This is a genomic window from Martelella sp. K41-7 (genome assembly GCF_055808365.1).
In genome coordinates this window covers 641,188-656,034 of the sequence record NZ_CM147867.1, presented here as the reverse complement: position 1 = coordinate 656,034, position 14,847 = coordinate 641,188, and the positions used below count along the sequence as shown (strand labels likewise).

Sequence of the window (14,847 nt, the reverse complement as noted above, 5' to 3'; positions counted from 1 at the left end):
CCAAGAGGCGCCTTGTGGCTTCCGGCCCATCACTGACCTTTAGCAATCTTGCCGATGCTACGCTGCGGCTTTCAAAGAAGACACAGTAGGTGCGCGCGGCCTATATGTTACCTATGCTACTGGTAAATCAACCACATTAGCGACTGGGGTTGTTATGGATGAAATCGTAAGCACTGTTGAACAAGTCCTCGATAATATCGAAACACTCTATCTCTATGGCGAGAGCACCAACGTAAGCGAGAGACGATTTCACGATGCGCGGATCAAAAACGGCAAACTCTTTGCTGTTGTGCAAATTCACGGTAGTTTTCGATTTGCTCCCGGCAAATTCGCTGGATACGTAAACAACGACATTAGCCATGCTGACAATCTTGCTGAACGGGATGGTCGGAAGACAAACATGGTGCTGTCCAGTCTATTCGGCGAAGCATTGGGGCCTAGTGACGAGGGCTATGACGCTATAGATCAAGGCTTCTTGGATTACTGCAATCAAAAAGGTATCTTACCATCCCAGCACGGTCTTAAGCGTCGATATTGGGTGTTAGGTCCTGCTTCGGCAGAAACACCTACAGCGGATCCAAAAGAACTAACTGAACGCGTCGAGCGCGCGCTCAGGCGGATTCACACAAGAAAACCACCAGTCCCAAAAGGGCACCACAAGGTCCCCAAGAGTTCCACCACACTAGAGCGGTATGTTCGAGATCCAGAAGTCATCGCTTGGGTACTCAGAGAAGCCGCTGGAAATTGTGAGAATTGCGGCAGCGCGGCCCCGTTTAAACGCCTAAATGGCGAACCATTCTTGGAAGTACATCACGTGAGGTCACTTGGCGAAGGTGGCCCGGACACAACAGATAATGCAGTTGTGTGCTGCCCGAACTGTCATCGAAAGTTGCATTTTGATAAAGAAAATGACAGCCTCCGCCTCAAATTGATTGCTTCAATCAAACGGCTGAAGGACTTCCCATTGAATGGGTAGCTTCGGAGGCCTCGGTGAGTTAACCGCTATCGGCCCTCTGCAGACCTTCGCACGCGACGTCACGAACGGCAGCTTTTCGGATCAGGTCGGCAATCTCTGGACGTCCGAAATGGGGGCGCTAAGCTGTCGTTCCCAGATGCCGCGCCAGGAAAACTGCGGGCGCATATATGTGGTTGAGGGTGCGTTCAGGATGCTTTGCCCCGCACGCTTTGGGCTTCCGCCTCTTCAAGAAAACCGGGGGCAAGAGCTGAACTCTGATTAAAGTCCTAACATGACAGAATCCCGATCTTCATCGCGATCTGATCCAATAAAGACACAAGTATCTGATTTAATTTGATTTTCAAAGAAAATTTGCAAATCCCGAGAAATCGCTTGACTCGGGGGTGCACGAGAAATGGCGATTTCGTGCATTCTTATGCTTCATTGTCATCAGAAGATCGATATGGCTGGGGTACCTGGATTCGAACCAGGGATGCCGATACCAAAAACCGGTGCCTTACCGCTTGGCTATACCCCAACATGTCCGCTGGAATAACACCTGCGGAACGACATGCCTCTTAGCAAAGCTCACCGCAGGCCACAACGACTAAATCGGTCGCTCGTCCGAGTTTTTATCATCACGCAAGGCCCTGCCCCCCCTCGCCGCACTTGCAATCTGTCGCAACGATGTCAGATAGGTTCCTTCAGGCCGCACATTGCAGGCACGGAGAAGATCATGAACGAGCCTGAGTTTGAACGCGCATTCGATCCGGCCTACGGTCGAACAGTCGCGATTACCGATGGTGTTTCCCGGCTGACCGCTGAAAATCCTTCGCCTTTCACCTTCCATGGCACAAACGGCTACCTCGTCGGCGACAACACGCTGACCATCATCGATCCGGGGCCCGATATCGAGGGCCATTTCGAGATATGGATAAAGGCGATCGCGGGCCGAAGGGTCGAGCACATCGCCTTGACCCATACGCATCTCGACCACACCCCGATGGCCCGCCGCCTGAAGGCTGCAACCGGTGCGCCGATTGTCGCATTCGCCCCGCATACTGCGGCGCGCCCACTGCATGAAGGGGAGCAAAACCCTTTTGCGGAAAGCGCGGATATGAGCCTGGTGCCGGATCTGGAAATCGGTGACGGCGAGCAGCTGACCGTCGACGGTTTTCTACTGCGCGCGCTGCACACGCCCGGCCACACCGCCAACCACCTCGCCTTTGCGCTGGAAGGCACCCCTTTTTTGTTCTCAGGAGACCACGTCATGGGCTGGTCGACAACCATCGTCGCGCCACCCGACGGGTCGATGAATGATTATATCGCCTCGCTCGAAAAACTGCTGACGCGCCCGGAAACCATTTATCTGCCGGGCCATGGCGCGCCGGTGAAATCAGCACATGGTTTCGTCCGCGGCATCCGCTCACACCGGCGCATGCGCGAACGGGCGATCATCGAACGGCTCGCGGTTGGCGATCAGACGATTGCCGAAATGGTGGAGGTGATCTACCGCACCACGGACCGGAAACTTCACGGCGCTGCCGCCCTTTCCGTGCTTGCCCATCTGGAGGCCCTTGTCGAAAGCGGCAGGGCTGCAACTGACGGTCCGCCTGTGTTGGGTGGCCGCTACCGGCTTGCCGGCTGATCGCCGCGGTTTTCCCCGGCCTGCCGGATCGTCGCCTGTGCCGCGGCAAGACGGGCCGTTGGCACGCGGAACGGCGAACAGGAGACGTAGTCGAGCAAAAGCCCCTCGCAGAAGCGGATTGAAACCGGATCACCGCCATGCTCGCCGCAGATGCCGACCTGCAGGTCCGGCTTGGTCTGCCGTCCGCGTTCGGTGGCAAGCTGCATCAGCTCTCCCACACCATCGAAATCGAGTGAAATGAACGGATCGCGCTCGATGATACCCTTTTTCTGGTAGGTGCTGAGGAAGCTTGGCGCATCGTCACGTGAAAGCCCGAAGGTTGTTTGCGTCAGGTCGTTGGTGCCGAGCGAGAAAAAGGCGGCCGTTTCCGCAATCTCGTGGGCCCTGAGGGCGGCGCGCGGCAGTTCGACCATGGTGCCGACGAGATAGGAAATCTCCATCCCGCTTTCCGCCATAACCGCATGTGCAACCTCGTCGATCCGCGCCTTCACATAGTCAAGCTCGGCACGCAGGCTCACAAGCGGGACCATGATTTCCGGTACAACAGGCTCACCGGTCGTGCGCGCGGCGGCGATGGCGGCCTCGAAGATCGCACGCGCCTGCATTTCGGCTATCTCAGGGTAGGAGATCGCCAGCCTGCAACCGCGATGGCCGAGCATCGGATTGAATTCATGAAGCGCGTCAAGCCGATGGCGCAGCGCGTCGGTTTCCATACCCAGCGCCTCAGCGACGTCTTCGACCTCGCCAGCCGTCTTGGGCAGGAACTCATGAAGCGGCGGGTCAAGCAGGCGAATGGTCACCGGCAGGCCGTGCATAATGGCAAACAGTTCCTCGAAGTCGGCTCTCTGCATCGGCAAAAGCTGGTCCAGCGCCTGCCTGCGCCCATCTTCGGTTTCCGCCAGTATCATCCGGCGCATCATATGAATGCGACCACCATCGAAGAACATGTGCTCGGTGCGGCAAAGCCCGATACCCTCCGCACCGAAATCGCGCGCGGCACGGGCGTCACCTGGCGTGTCGGCGTTGGTTCTGACCTTCATGCGCCGGACATCATCGGCCCATTCCATCAGCCGCTGAAAATTGCCCGAAAGTGACGGTTTCTGGGTCGGAGCGGTCCCCTTCATCACACGTCCGGTCGCGCCATCGATGGTCACCGTGTCGCCCGCATGCAGCATCGTTCCGCCAACCCCGTGCAATATGTTGGCGAAGCGGTCGACCCGCATATTGCCGGCGCCCGTCACGCAGGGCACGCCCATGCCGCGCGCCACCACAGCGGCATGGCTGGTCATGCCGCCACGCGTTGTCAAAACGCCAATTGCGGTCGTCATGCCGTGAATATCTTCGGGGCTGGTCTCGGTGCGCACCAGGATGACCTTGCGGCCCTCGGCATGGGCGGTCATCGCCTCTTCGGCGGTAAACACGATTTCGCCGGTCACGGCGCCGGGGGACGCGGGCAGGCCGGAGCCGATCTGATGGCCCTTGTAACCTGGCTTTATGGTCGGATGCAGCATCTGGTCGAGCGTTGCCGGATCGACGCGGATGATTGCTTCCGAACGGGTGATCAGCCCCTCATCGGCCATATCCATCGCAACCTTCATGGCCGCAGCGGCAGCGCGCTTGCCCGCCCGTGTCTGCAGCATGAAAAGCGTGCCGCGCTCAATGGTGAATTCCATGTCCTGCATGTCGCCATAATGGCGCTCCAGCCGGGCAGAAACGGTTTCAAGCTCCCGGAACGCCTCCGGCATCAGCTTTTCCAGCGACGGTTTTTCACCGCCGGAGGCAATGCGACCAGGCTCCGTTACACTTTGCGGCGTGCGAATCCCGGCAACCACATCCTCGCCCTGGGCATTGACAAGGAACTCGCCGTAGAGCGCGTTTTCACCCGTCGAGGGATTGCGGGTGAAGGCAACGCCGGTGGCCGAGTCATTGCCGAGATTGCCGAATACCATCGCCTGAATATTGACGGCTGTGCCCCATTCGAAGGGGATGGCGTGAAGCGCGCGATAGGTGGTGGCACGCGCACTGGTCCAGCTTGAAAACACAGCCGAGATGGCCCCCCAGAGCTGTTCATAGGGGTCTTGCGGAAAGGCGTCGTCAAGCTCGTCCTCAACCAGTTCCTTGTAACTTGTAACGAGGTCTTCAAGCTGGCCGGCCGTCAGCTGGGTTTCATAGGCGTGGCCGAGTTCGGAAAGCCGCTCTTCCAGCAGCTCCTCGAAAAATTCCTGATCGAGCCCCAGTGCCACGTCGCAATACATCTGGATGAAGCGGCGGTAGCTGTCCCACGCAAAGCGCGGATCACCGGTATGGTCTGCGAGAAGTCCAACCGTCTCGTCGTTCAGCCCCAGATTGAGAACCGTATCCATCATCCCGGGCATGGAAACGCGCGACCCCGAGCGCACCGACACCAGCAGCGGGTTTTCACCACGGCCGAAAAGCTTGCCCGTCGCCTGCTCAATCTGCTTCAGGCCTTCGGCAACCTCCTCCTTAAGGCCTTCGGGAAAGGTCTTGGCGTTTTCGTAGAAATGAAGACAGACATCGGAAACCACGGTCAGCCCCGGTGGCACAGGCAGCCCCATGCGCGACATTTCGGCGAGACTCGCGCCCTTGCCGCCCAGCCGGTCCCGGTCAATCTCATGTTCTTCCGCCTCGCTGAAACCGAAACCGTAAACCCAGTTCGCCATCTATCCGCCCGGTTGCCGGATGCGCCGCAACGGCACCCGTTTTCACTGTTGTTTTCCGGGACGTTAGAGCATCGGCACCGAAATGAGAATTGGAGAAAAGAGAAAAATCCAGGTGGGCGCTTCAAGACAGCGCGCGATCAGGCTTCCTCAACGAGTTTTTCGGCCGTTCTCAGATCGACCGAAACAAGCTGCGAGACCCCCTGCTCCGCCATCGTCACACCGAAGAGCCGGTCCATCCGCGCCATCGTGATCGGGTTGTGGGTGATAACGATGAAGCGGGTCTGGGTGGTTTCCGCCATTTCGTCCAGCAGATTGCAGTAGCGCTCGACATTGTGATCGTCGAGGGGAGCATCGACCTCGTCGAGCACGCATATCGGCGCCGGATTGGTGAGGAACACCGCAAAAATCAATGCCATCGCCGTCAGCGCCTGCTCGCCGCCCGACAGAAGCGTCATCGTCTGCGGCTTCTTGCCGGGCGGGCGGGCGAGGATTTCGAGGCCGGCCTCCAGAGGGTCATCCGACTCGATCAGTTGCAGTTCGGCCGTGCCGCCGCCAAACAGATGGATAAACAGCCGCTGGAACTGGTCATTGACCTCATCGAAGGCCGCCAGCAGGCGCTCACGCCCCTCACGGTTGAGGCTCTGGATGGCACCGCGCAATTTGCGGATGGCATCAAGGATATCGTCGCGTTCCCGCACCAGATCCTCGAGTTTCTCGGAAAGCTCGGCCTGCTCTTCTTCCGCACGCAGATTGACCGCGCCCAGGCGTTCGCGCTCGACCTTCAGGCGTTCGAGCGCGCGCTCAACCGCCATCGGATCAGGCAGATCGGCATCGGGCGCAAGGCCGGTCAGGCGGAAGGCCTCATGGGGGGCGACCTCCAGGACTTCGCCAATACGCGCTTCGGCCGCCTCGCGCCGCTCGCGCGCGGATACCAGACGCTCTTCCGCACGCCCTCTTTTCTCGCGTGCCTCGGCAAGGTCGGCAAGCGCCTTGGCGGCATGCCGGTCGGCCTCGCGCTGGGCTTCCTCCGCCTCGGCCAGCCGGTCGGCGGCAGCCGTGCGAGCGGTTTCGGCGGTTTCCAGTTCGCGCGTCAGCTGGCGGCGCTTGTCCTCCAGTTCCTCCGGCGCCTCATCAAGGCCTTCAAGTTCATCACGTGCCTCTTCCTCGCGCGCCCTCAGCGTGGCGATCTGCGCTTCAGCGCCCTTTGCACGGTTTTCCCAACTGGCGCGTTCCTGCCCAATCGCTACGATCCGGCGTTTGCGCGCATCGTTTTCGCGCATCAGCCCATCATGGCGCGCGCGCGCTTCGGCCAGTTCGCCGCGCATCCGGCCGACCTCCGCGCCTTGCGTGGCGAGACGCTGTTCAAGCTGTGAAAAATCGGGCGCTGCGGCAAGCTGAGCTTCGGTTTCCTCGTGGCGAATTGCGACATCCTCAAGCTGGCCGGCGAGCTGGCTGCGGGTTTCAGCCACGACATCGCGGCGGCGCACCAGTTCACCGGACGCCCGCTCGGCTTCGGCAAGAGCCGCGCGCGCATCCGCCACCATTCGACCGGCCATACGGACAGCTTCTCTGGCCGCGGAAAGCGCGCCCTCGACGGTGCGGACTTCGTCGCCGGCCTGCTGCTGGCGCTGATGGACATCTTCTAGCGTCACCTCCGCCTCACGCCGCTCACCCTCGAGCGCAGCCAGCCGGTTTTTCTGGGAGAGCCTGAGAGCTGCCGCACTTGGCGCATCAGCCCCTTTCACATAGCCATCCCAGCGGAAAACGGCACCGTCTTTGGTCACCAGTTCCTGCCCCGGCGAAAGTGAACGCATCAGAGACTGGCCCTCGCCGTCCTCAACGAGGCCAACCTGTTTCAGCCGCCGCATCACTTCTGGCGGCGCATCGACCCTTTCGCTCAACGGTCGGCAGCCAGCCGGCAGCGGCGGATCATCCGCACCATCGCCATTGCCATGCCAATGTGCCTGCGCTTCGGCCTGCAGAGGCGCTTCCAGATCATCGCCCAGTACGGCGCCAAGCGCGGTTTCATATCCCTGTTCGATGCTGAGAAGATCGGCAAGCGGTGTGAAATCACCGGCGGCGGCACTGGCCGAAAGCATGTTTGCAATGGTCCGCGCCTCGGTCTCAATTTCGGAAAGCCTTGCCTTTGCCGCTTCCACCGGTTGACGGGTCAGCGCTTCATTGCGGCGCGCTTCGGCAAGGTTCTCCTCCGCGCTCTCCTGCGCACCATAGGCCTCTTCCTCGGCGTTCTGGGCAGCATCCAGCGCCTCGCGCTTTTCCCCGGGGTCCGGTAGCGCGGCCATGCGGGTAGAAATGCCGTTGAGCTCGCTGTCAGCCTCACCAATCTGTTTTTCCAGCCGCGCCCGCCGGTCGGTCAGATCGGTAATCGCGCGCTCCAGCTGGGCGCGATTGGCAGCGGCCTCGGCCCGCTCGGACGTCAGTGCGGTCAGGGTGGCTTCGCTTTCGGAAAGCCGCGCCGCCGCCTCATCCATGGTTTCGCGCGCACCGGCAACCTCCTCACCGGAAAATTCCAGCAACTCTGAAAGCTCGGCCTCTTCGGTGGCAAGCCGCTCAAGAATGGCGCTGTTGTCTGCGACCATCGCCTCCTCGCGGCGGATATCCTCGGCAAGCTGCAGCAGGCGGCGCGATAGCTCGTCGCGGCGGCGCATCATCCGCGCGGCATCATCTTCAAGCTGGCGGCGGGCAATCTGCAAGCGCTGGAGTAGAGCAGCGGCCTTGACCTCTTCATCACGCAGTTCCGGCATTTTGAGACCGGAAACAGCCTGTGTCTTGGCCGCTTCCATCTGCTCGTTGGCGCGTCCGGCCACAGCAGTCGTCAGTTGATTGAGTGCGCTGGTCGCCTCGGCCTCAACCTTCTTCGCCTCCACCCAACGCAGATGCAAAAGAATGGCGTCATGCGCGCGGATACCGGCAGACAATGACTTAAACCGCGTGGCCTGCCGGGTCTGACGTTTCAGGCTTTCGATCTGGCTGGAAAGCTGGGCGGTGACATCCTCCAGCCGTTCCAGATTGGTTTCGGCACCGCGCAATCTGAGTTCTGCCTCGTGGCGGCGCGAATAAAGGCCGGAAATGCCGGCCGCTTCTTCCAGCAATTGACGGCGGGCCTGCGGCTTGGCCTGGATCAGTTCCCCGATCCGCCCCTGCCCGACCATCGAAGGTGAGCGCGCACCGGTCGAGGCATCGGCAAACAGAAGCTGCACATCCTTGGCGCGGGCCTCCTTGCCGTTGATGCGGTAGAGCGACCCCTGCTCGCGGGTGATCCGGCGTGAGACCTGGATCTCGTCGCTGTCGTTGAAGGCTGCCGGTGCGGTGCGGTCTGAATTGTCGATATGAAGGCCGACTTCGGCCGAATTACGCGACGGACGGTTGCCGGATCCCGAAAAAATCACGTCGTCCATGCCGGAGGCGCGCATATTTTTATAGGAATTTTCGCCCATCACCCAGCGCAGCGCCTCAACCAGGTTGGACTTGCCACAGCCATTGGGGCCGACCACGCCCGTCAGGCCGGGTTCAATGACGAAGTCGCCCACCTCGACGAAGGACTTGAAACCAACAAGACGCAGGCGATTGAACTTCATCGTCTGCCGCCCCACAACATGGCTGCAGACACAAAAAAGCGCGCGCCTTTCCCGGCGCGCGCCAAAATCTCAGCGGACGTTATTTCAGAGCATGCTGTCGATAAGGGCCGACATAGTGTCAACCGACATGTCCCCCGAATATTTCTTGCCGTTGATCAGAAAGGTCGGCGTTGAATTGATGCCGAATTCTTCCGCCCCGCGCTCTCTTACAGCATTTATTTCATCGAGCAGAGTCTGGTCCGTCAAGCAAGCCTGGAAGCTTTCCTGTGTAAAACCGGCCAGTTTCGCCATTTGCAGCATTGCCGCGCTGCCATCCTCGGCCGTTGCCCAGGTCCTCAACTGCGATAACATCATGTCCATGAAGGGCACATATTTTCCGTTCGGGGCACAGCGGGCCAGCATGAAGGCCGCCATGGCGCGCGGATCGAAGGGGAATTCGCGGAAGATGTAATAGACCTTGCCGGTGTCGATGTAGTTTTCCTTGATCGCCGGAAAGGTATCTTCCTGGTAATTGGCGCAGTGCGGGCAGGTCATAGACAGATATTCGATGATCTTGACCGGCGCATCTTCCTCGCCCATCGATATGTCCACAAGAGGTCCGGGCTGCAGCGCCTTTTCCATGTCGACATTGCCCGTGCTTTTGGGAAGTTCAGCGCTCTGGGCAAAAGCGGAAGGGGCAAAGGACAGCCCCGCCACCGCGCCACCGGCAGCAACGCCGCGCAAAAGGGTCCGCTTGGTGATCTCGAATTCAGCCATTTTCATGTCTCTCATCTGGTTTCCCGTTTAACCTTCACTAGCGACCGGCGAACGTTTTCACAAGCCGGCACACCTGCCCGACCTTCAAACATATGTGACTGCGAAATGAGCCATCAACCTCGCTCCTTGCGGCCGACGCTTCCTTTTTTGCGCTTTTCGCTCATCACACCTGCGCCAAGCCGCATGATCGCCGCGCGCAGTTTCTCAGACTCGATGCCTGAAAGCCGCGCTTCCAGGTCACGCGCTTCAGCCGGGGAAAGCTGCGGTGGCGGCCTGCGGCGTCCGCCCGGCGGCTGCACCGGTTTTTGGATCACCTTGATGCGATCGATCGCCGAATAGCCGAAAAAGCCGTTGACCCGATGGATCAGCTCGTCCTGCGCGTGAGTCAGAAACAGAACGCGCGCGCCTTCGCAGGCAATCGTCAGGCATCCGGGCCGGAAGCCGCCATCTTCACTTTCGGAAGGACGTTTCGGCCAGACGATCTTTTCCGGCCGCGAAAAATCAGCATAGGCTGCGCCGGCAATTTCGTCCCAGGCCCCAAGCAGCGCTGTCGAAATGCCCGAGCGACGCGCAAGAATCGGGTCGATGAGGCTGTTGGCCACATCGGCAATCTGGCTGGCATTTTTCTGGCGGAACGAACGCATTTTTCCAAACCTTCACAAAGTCGGCCGCGTCATGCGGCAGAAGGTTTGCAGACCTTAGTGAATTTGTCCCGCAATGAACAGGGAGGACGGAAAAGCACGAGGTAATTTCCGTACATATATTGCCCGGCGAAGGTCTTCCGCGATAAGCGATGAGGACCGCGCATGAAAGCAAGGACATCATGGATCATTTCGCCCGAAAGCTTCTCGTCTGGTATGATCGCCACCACCGGGAACTGCCATGGCGCGTCGGCCCTGCCGATAAGGCGCAAGGCGTCCTGCCCGACCCCTATCACGTCTGGCTTTCAGAAATCATGCTGCAGCAGACCACCGTACAGGCGGTCAAACCCTATTTCGACAAGTTCCTCACGCGCTGGCCAAAGGTATCAGATCTCGCCGCCGCGGACACAGATGAGGTGATGGCCGCCTGGGCGGGGCTCGGCTATTACGCCCGTGCCCGCAATCTGAAAAAATGCGCCGAAGTGCTGGCGCGCGAACATGACGGCGCATTTCCGGAGACTTTCGAAGGGCTGAAAGCACTGCCCGGCATCGGCGATTATACCGCCGCAGCGATTGCCGCCATTGCCTTCGACCGTCCGGAGGCCGTTGTCGATGGCAATGTCGAACGCGTGATCACGCGTTTTTTTGCCATCGAAACGCCGTTGCCGAAAGCCAAACCGGACATCAAAACGCACACCAGACAAATGACGCCCGACCAGCGCCCGGGCGATTTCGCACAGGCGATGATGGATCTGGGCGCCACCATCTGCACACCGAAACGGCCGGCCTGCGTGCTCTGTCCGCTGCGCGATGACTGCATCGCGCTTGCCCGCGACGACCCGCAGCGCTTTCCACTGAAAATGCCGAAAGCCGCACGGCCTGTGCGCCGGGGCGCGGCCTTCATCGCGGAAACGCCAGACCAACGGATACTGCTGAAAACCCGCGAAAACAAAGGTCTTCTCGGCGGCATGGCGGAGGTGCCGACAACCGCTTGGACCGCAAGGATTGACGGTGAAACCGGAGCGGGTGCCGCCCCGTTTACCGCAGACTGGACGGCCAAGGGCGAAGTCGTTCACGTCTTCACCCATTTTGAGCTCAGGCTCGCCATCTGGCACGCAAACCTTGGCGAACGCCCGGTGGCCGGGGCACGCTGGACTAAAATCGCCGCACTTGGTGAAGAAGCCCTTCCCAGTGTAATGAAAAAGGCAATCACGCAGGCTATACCTGACGCATTCAAGGCCCGCAGGGAGAGATCATGACCACTGAAATCCGCCACATCGTCTATGACATCGGCCATGTACTGGTGCATTACGACCCGCTGGTGCCGTTCTCGCGCATCATTCCGGACCCGGAAAAACGCGCCCGTTTCTTTGCCGAGGTCTGCACCGATGCCTGGAACCACGAGCAGGACCGCGGGCGCCCCTGGCCTGAAGCAGAAGCCGAGGCAATCGCCCGTCACCCGCAAGAGGCCGACAACATCCGGGCTTTTCGCGCTCATTGGGAAGAGATGATTCCCTATGTTTATGAAGATTCAGTCGCACTTTACCAGTCGTTGATCGCCTCGGGGCGGGATGTGACGCTGTTGACGAATTTTGCGCCCGATACCTTCAGCATCTGCCGAGCCCGCTACCCGTTTCTCGAAGAGGGCCGTGGCATCACCGTTTCCGGCGAAGTCGGGATGGTCAAACCCGACCGCGATATTTTCGACCGCCACGCCGAGGAATTCGGCCTTGCGCCCGAGGCAACGCTGTTCATTGACGACAAGGCCGTCAATGTTGAAGGGGCAAAGGCTGCAGGCTGGAATGCGGTTCGTTTCACAGATGCCAAGACGCTGAAAGCCGATTTCGCATCTTTCGGCATTACCGCCTGATCCCCTCAAAATAAGACCGGGCCCGATTTATACCGGGCCCGGAATTTGCTGCGTGTTGTCCGGAGGTCCTGAACCGCAACGCTGCTGCAGGGAATAATTCAACCTATATGGGAAACTTATGAATAATTTCTATATATGGTTGACAAAGTCCTAATGTAGACATGCACGAATTCAGGTGCTGGCCATGGCGGCGCGAATGCGCCCGCGCAGCCGGTCAATCGGGTAGCGCTCATCGCCCTCATCATAGTGCCAGTATGTCCAGCCATTGCACGCTTCCGCCCCCTGAACGCGCGCGCCGAGACGATGGATCGAACCACTGTCTTCACCGCTCACAAGGGTGCCGTCTGCCCGAACCTGGGCCGTGAAATCGCCCTTGGGCGAGGTCAACCGGTCACCGGCGGCCAGAAGGCCGCTTTCGATCAGCGACAGGAAAGCCACGCGCGGCAGCGATTTCTTGCTCGGTGTCGGCGCCAGCATGTCATCGGCCAGCGGCTCTACGGCAGCAATACGGGCGGTGGCGGCATCGATATAGTCCTGTTCACGCTCGACACCGACGAAATGCCGGCCGAGACGCTTGGCAACAGCGGCCGTTGTGCCAGAGCCGAGGAAAGGATCAAGCACAACATCACCGGGCTTGGTTGAGGACAGAATGATCCGCGACAGCAGCGCTTCCGGCTTTTGCGTCGGATGTACCTTCTTGCCGTCGTTCCCCTTCAACCGCTCGCCGCCCGAGCAGATCGGGAACAGCCAATCGGAGCGCATCTGCACATCGTCATTGGCCGCCTTCAGGGCGTCATAGTTGAAGGTGTAGCCACGGGAATCGGCAGAAGGACTGGCCCAGATCATCGTCTCATGCGCGTTCTGGAACCGTCGACCCTTGAAATTCGGCATCGGGTTGGTCTTGCGCCAGACGATATCGTTGAGGAGCCAGAAGCCGAGATCCTGCATCTTGGCGCCAACGCGGAAAATATTGTGATAGGAGCCGATCACCCAGATGGTGCCGTTCGGCTTCAAAACGCGGCGGCAGGCCAGCAGCCATGCCCGGGTAAAGGCGTCGTAAACCTCAAAAGAGGCGAACTGGTCCCAGGCGTCATCGACGGCATCGACCTTCGACTGATCGGGCCGGTGGAGAACGCCGCCGAGCTGGAGATTGTAGGGCGGATCGGCGAAAATCGCATCGACCGAATGATCCGGGAGCGCTTCGAGCGCCGCAACGCAATCACCCTTGAGGATGGTGTCAATCCATTCGGCGCGCGCGGGCGATGCCGCCTTCGTCTTAAGGGCAGTGACCGGAACCATGTGTTACTCGCTTGTACAGGTACTCAACAACTGGTGACTGTCCGGATTCTCTCCTGTTTTGGTTACCAAAGGATTGAGATTGAGTGACAAAGCGGAAAAGCCTTGCTCCAATCAGCCGCGTTTGAATGCACCGGCGCGGGCATACCATTCCTTGGCTTCGCCGGGATCATAGGGAACACAAAGCCCGTGTTCATACATAAAACCGAGCTCTTTTAAGGCATCACGATGGTTCTGCTCGGCTGAATTGATCAGCCAGTGCACAGCCTGATCGCAGTCTTTCTCAACGCCATTTCCGTTGCGGTAGAACATGCCTGTGACGAACTGCGCGTCACTCAGCCCCTGACGTGCCGCTCTTTTGTACCAACGGAGTGCTTTGCTGATATCGCGGTCCGTGCCTATTCCATGCTCGTAGAGATAGCCGAAATTGAGTTGTGCCTCAGGCATTTCCTTGTAGGCGGCCCGCTCCAGCCATTCGAAGGCTTTCTGATCATTCTGCTCGACATAAATTCCTTGCAGGAAATATATGCCAACGTTGAACTCCGCCAGCATATATCCCTGTGCAGCGGCGCTATGAAACTGAGTGAAGGCCTCGCCGTCGTCCTGCTCAACACCCCAGCCCTGCTGGTAGAGTACCCCTAGATTATACTGTGCTTGCTTGTGCCCGTTTGACGCCGCCGGACGCAGATAAAGAGCTGCCTTTGAATAGTCGACGGGAACGCCTTCCCCAGACATGTAGAGCGACCCGAGAATGGCCTGAGCAGAGGTAATGTTCTTGGTCGCCGCCTTTTCGAACCAGATGGCTGCATCTTCCGGATCGCGTGGACGGCCAACACCTGTGAGATATTGTATACCGAGATTGTTCTGGCTGGCGCCGTCGCCGAGAAAGGCAGACAGCATCAGCATGAAATCACTGTACCAGCCCCGGGAAATGCTCCTGCGTATTTCCGCATCCAGCTCTATGCCTCTTGTGCTGTCTTCATCTTCGGTCTGCTGGGCCAGCGCCTGGCTCTCGAAGACAAGACCAGCAAAGCCAAGCGGTCCTGCAGAAAACAACAAAACAAGCAGGATAAAAGAAATTTTTCTCAGCAATTCCCCTTCGGCACCAACGGCCGCCTCATGTCACAACACCACGATACAATTTCAGGTTAGCCAGAACACGCCTGAGGTGCAACGATGAAGCCCGCGCGATCTCCTCGCGCTGTTGGCGCGCGGCCAGTATCGGGCAGCCGTCCGCCAAAGCCCGACCCGCCAGAAATTTCTAACAGCCAAGGCCAAGTGTCGCATCTGCGAAAACCTCCTGCTGTGCCGTTCTTATCCATCTTGCCAAGAGGCAGTGGCCCCCAAAATGGGGAACGGCATTCGCGGAAAATGGGAAGCATGCAGCCATGTGGCGATCAG

The 14,847-nt window shown here is 59.4% G+C and carries 10 protein-coding genes and 1 tRNA gene; 4 read left to right on the top strand and 7 right to left on the bottom strand.

Annotated elements, in window-relative coordinates:
• Positions 1–154: 154 nt before the first annotated feature.
• Complete coding sequence (locus AC0L7L_RS03080; RefSeq protein WP_272210237.1) at positions 155–976, top strand: HNH endonuclease; 822 nt, start codon at positions 155–157, stop codon at positions 974–976.
• A gap of 443 nt (positions 977–1,419) precedes the next feature.
• On the opposite strand, the gene AC0L7L_RS03075 is transcribed toward AC0L7L_RS03080, so the two are convergent.
• Positions 1,420–1,493, bottom strand: a tRNA-Gln gene (locus AC0L7L_RS03075).
• A 198-nt stretch (positions 1,494–1,691) separates the two neighbouring features.
• Here AC0L7L_RS03075 and AC0L7L_RS03070 point away from each other — a divergent pair.
• Positions 1,692–2,603 carry an MBL fold metallo-hydrolase gene (locus AC0L7L_RS03070; protein ID WP_473511868.1) on the top strand — a complete coding sequence of 304 codons (912 nt, stop codon included), beginning with the start codon at positions 1,692–1,694 and terminating at the stop codon, positions 2,601–2,603.
• On the opposite strand, the gene ppdK is transcribed toward AC0L7L_RS03070, so the two are convergent.
• The 4 genes from ppdK to AC0L7L_RS03050 all read right to left on the bottom strand — a co-directional run bounded on the left by ppdK (position 2,585) and on the right by AC0L7L_RS03050 (position 10,283).
• A complete protein-coding gene (ppdK, locus tag AC0L7L_RS03065) occupies positions 2,585–5,284 on the bottom strand; it encodes a pyruvate, phosphate dikinase (protein WP_473511864.1) in 2,700 nt (899 codons plus the stop codon). The two genes, AC0L7L_RS03070 and ppdK, sit on opposite strands and share 19 nt — an antisense overlap.
• A 137-nt stretch (positions 5,285–5,421) precedes the next feature.
• Complete coding sequence (locus tag AC0L7L_RS03060; protein ID WP_473511862.1) at positions 5,422–8,883, bottom strand: chromosome segregation SMC family protein; 3,462 nt, start codon at positions 8,881–8,883, stop codon at positions 5,422–5,424.
• Between the two features lie 84 nt (positions 8,884–8,967).
• The gene (locus AC0L7L_RS03055) at positions 8,968–9,645 is read right to left on the bottom strand and encodes a DsbA family protein (protein ID WP_473513756.1); all 678 of its coding nucleotides are present in this window, start codon (positions 9,643–9,645) and stop codon (positions 8,968–8,970) included.
• A gap of 107 nt (positions 9,646–9,752) precedes the next feature.
• Complete coding sequence (locus tag AC0L7L_RS03050) at positions 9,753–10,283, bottom strand: DUF721 domain-containing protein (RefSeq protein WP_473511860.1); 531 nt, start codon at positions 10,281–10,283, stop codon at positions 9,753–9,755.
• Between the two features lie 179 nt (positions 10,284–10,462).
• Between AC0L7L_RS03050 and mutY the strand changes: the two genes are divergently transcribed.
• Together mutY and AC0L7L_RS03040 are read left to right on the top strand one after the other, a co-directional pair.
• The gene (gene mutY, locus AC0L7L_RS03045; protein ID WP_473511858.1) at positions 10,463–11,539 is read left to right on the top strand and encodes an A/G-specific adenine glycosylase; all 1,077 of its coding nucleotides are present in this window, start codon (positions 10,463–10,465) and stop codon (positions 11,537–11,539) included.
• Entirely contained in the window at positions 11,536–12,150 is a 615-nt protein-coding gene (locus AC0L7L_RS03040; RefSeq protein ID WP_473511855.1) for an HAD family hydrolase, read from the top strand. Before mutY ends, AC0L7L_RS03040 begins: the two co-directional genes overlap by 4 nt.
• Before the next feature lie 171 nt (positions 12,151–12,321).
• On the opposite strand, the gene AC0L7L_RS03035 is transcribed toward AC0L7L_RS03040, so the two are convergent.
• Positions 12,322–13,449, bottom strand: a complete 1,128-nt coding sequence (locus tag AC0L7L_RS03035) for a DNA methyltransferase (RefSeq protein ID WP_473511853.1) — start codon at positions 13,447–13,449, stop codon at positions 12,322–12,324.
• 111 nt (positions 13,450–13,560) lie between these two features.
• The gene (locus AC0L7L_RS03030) at positions 13,561–14,538 is read right to left on the bottom strand and encodes an SEL1-like repeat protein (protein WP_473511851.1); all 978 of its coding nucleotides are present in this window, start codon (positions 14,536–14,538) and stop codon (positions 13,561–13,563) included.
• Positions 14,539–14,847: the final 309 nt, after the last annotated feature.

Excerpts from the sequence above, each read along its gene's own strand:
- AC0L7L_RS03080 (WP_272210237.1), top strand. The coding sequence starts at position 155 with ATGGATGAAATCGTAAGCACTGTTGAACAAGTCCTCGATAATATCGAA.
- AC0L7L_RS03070 (WP_473511868.1), top strand. The coding sequence starts at position 1,692 with ATGAACGAGCCTGAGTTTGAACGCGCATTCGATCCGGCCTACGGTCGA.
- ppdK (WP_473511864.1), bottom strand. The coding sequence starts at position 5,284 with ATGGCGAACTGGGTTTACGGTTTCGGTTTCAGCGAGGCGGAAGAACAT.
- AC0L7L_RS03060 (WP_473511862.1), bottom strand. The coding sequence starts at position 8,883 with ATGAAGTTCAATCGCCTGCGTCTTGTTGGTTTCAAGTCCTTCGTCGAG.
- AC0L7L_RS03055 (WP_473513756.1), bottom strand. The coding sequence starts at position 9,645 with ATGAAAATGGCTGAATTCGAGATCACCAAGCGGACCCTTTTGCGCGGC.
- AC0L7L_RS03050 (WP_473511860.1), bottom strand. The coding sequence starts at position 10,283 with ATGCGTTCGTTCCGCCAGAAAAATGCCAGCCAGATTGCCGATGTGGCC.
- mutY (WP_473511858.1), top strand. The coding sequence starts at position 10,463 with ATGGATCATTTCGCCCGAAAGCTTCTCGTCTGGTATGATCGCCACCAC.
- AC0L7L_RS03040 (WP_473511855.1), top strand. The coding sequence starts at position 11,536 with ATGACCACTGAAATCCGCCACATCGTCTATGACATCGGCCATGTACTG.
- AC0L7L_RS03035 (WP_473511853.1), bottom strand. The coding sequence starts at position 13,449 with ATGGTTCCGGTCACTGCCCTTAAGACGAAGGCGGCATCGCCCGCGCGC.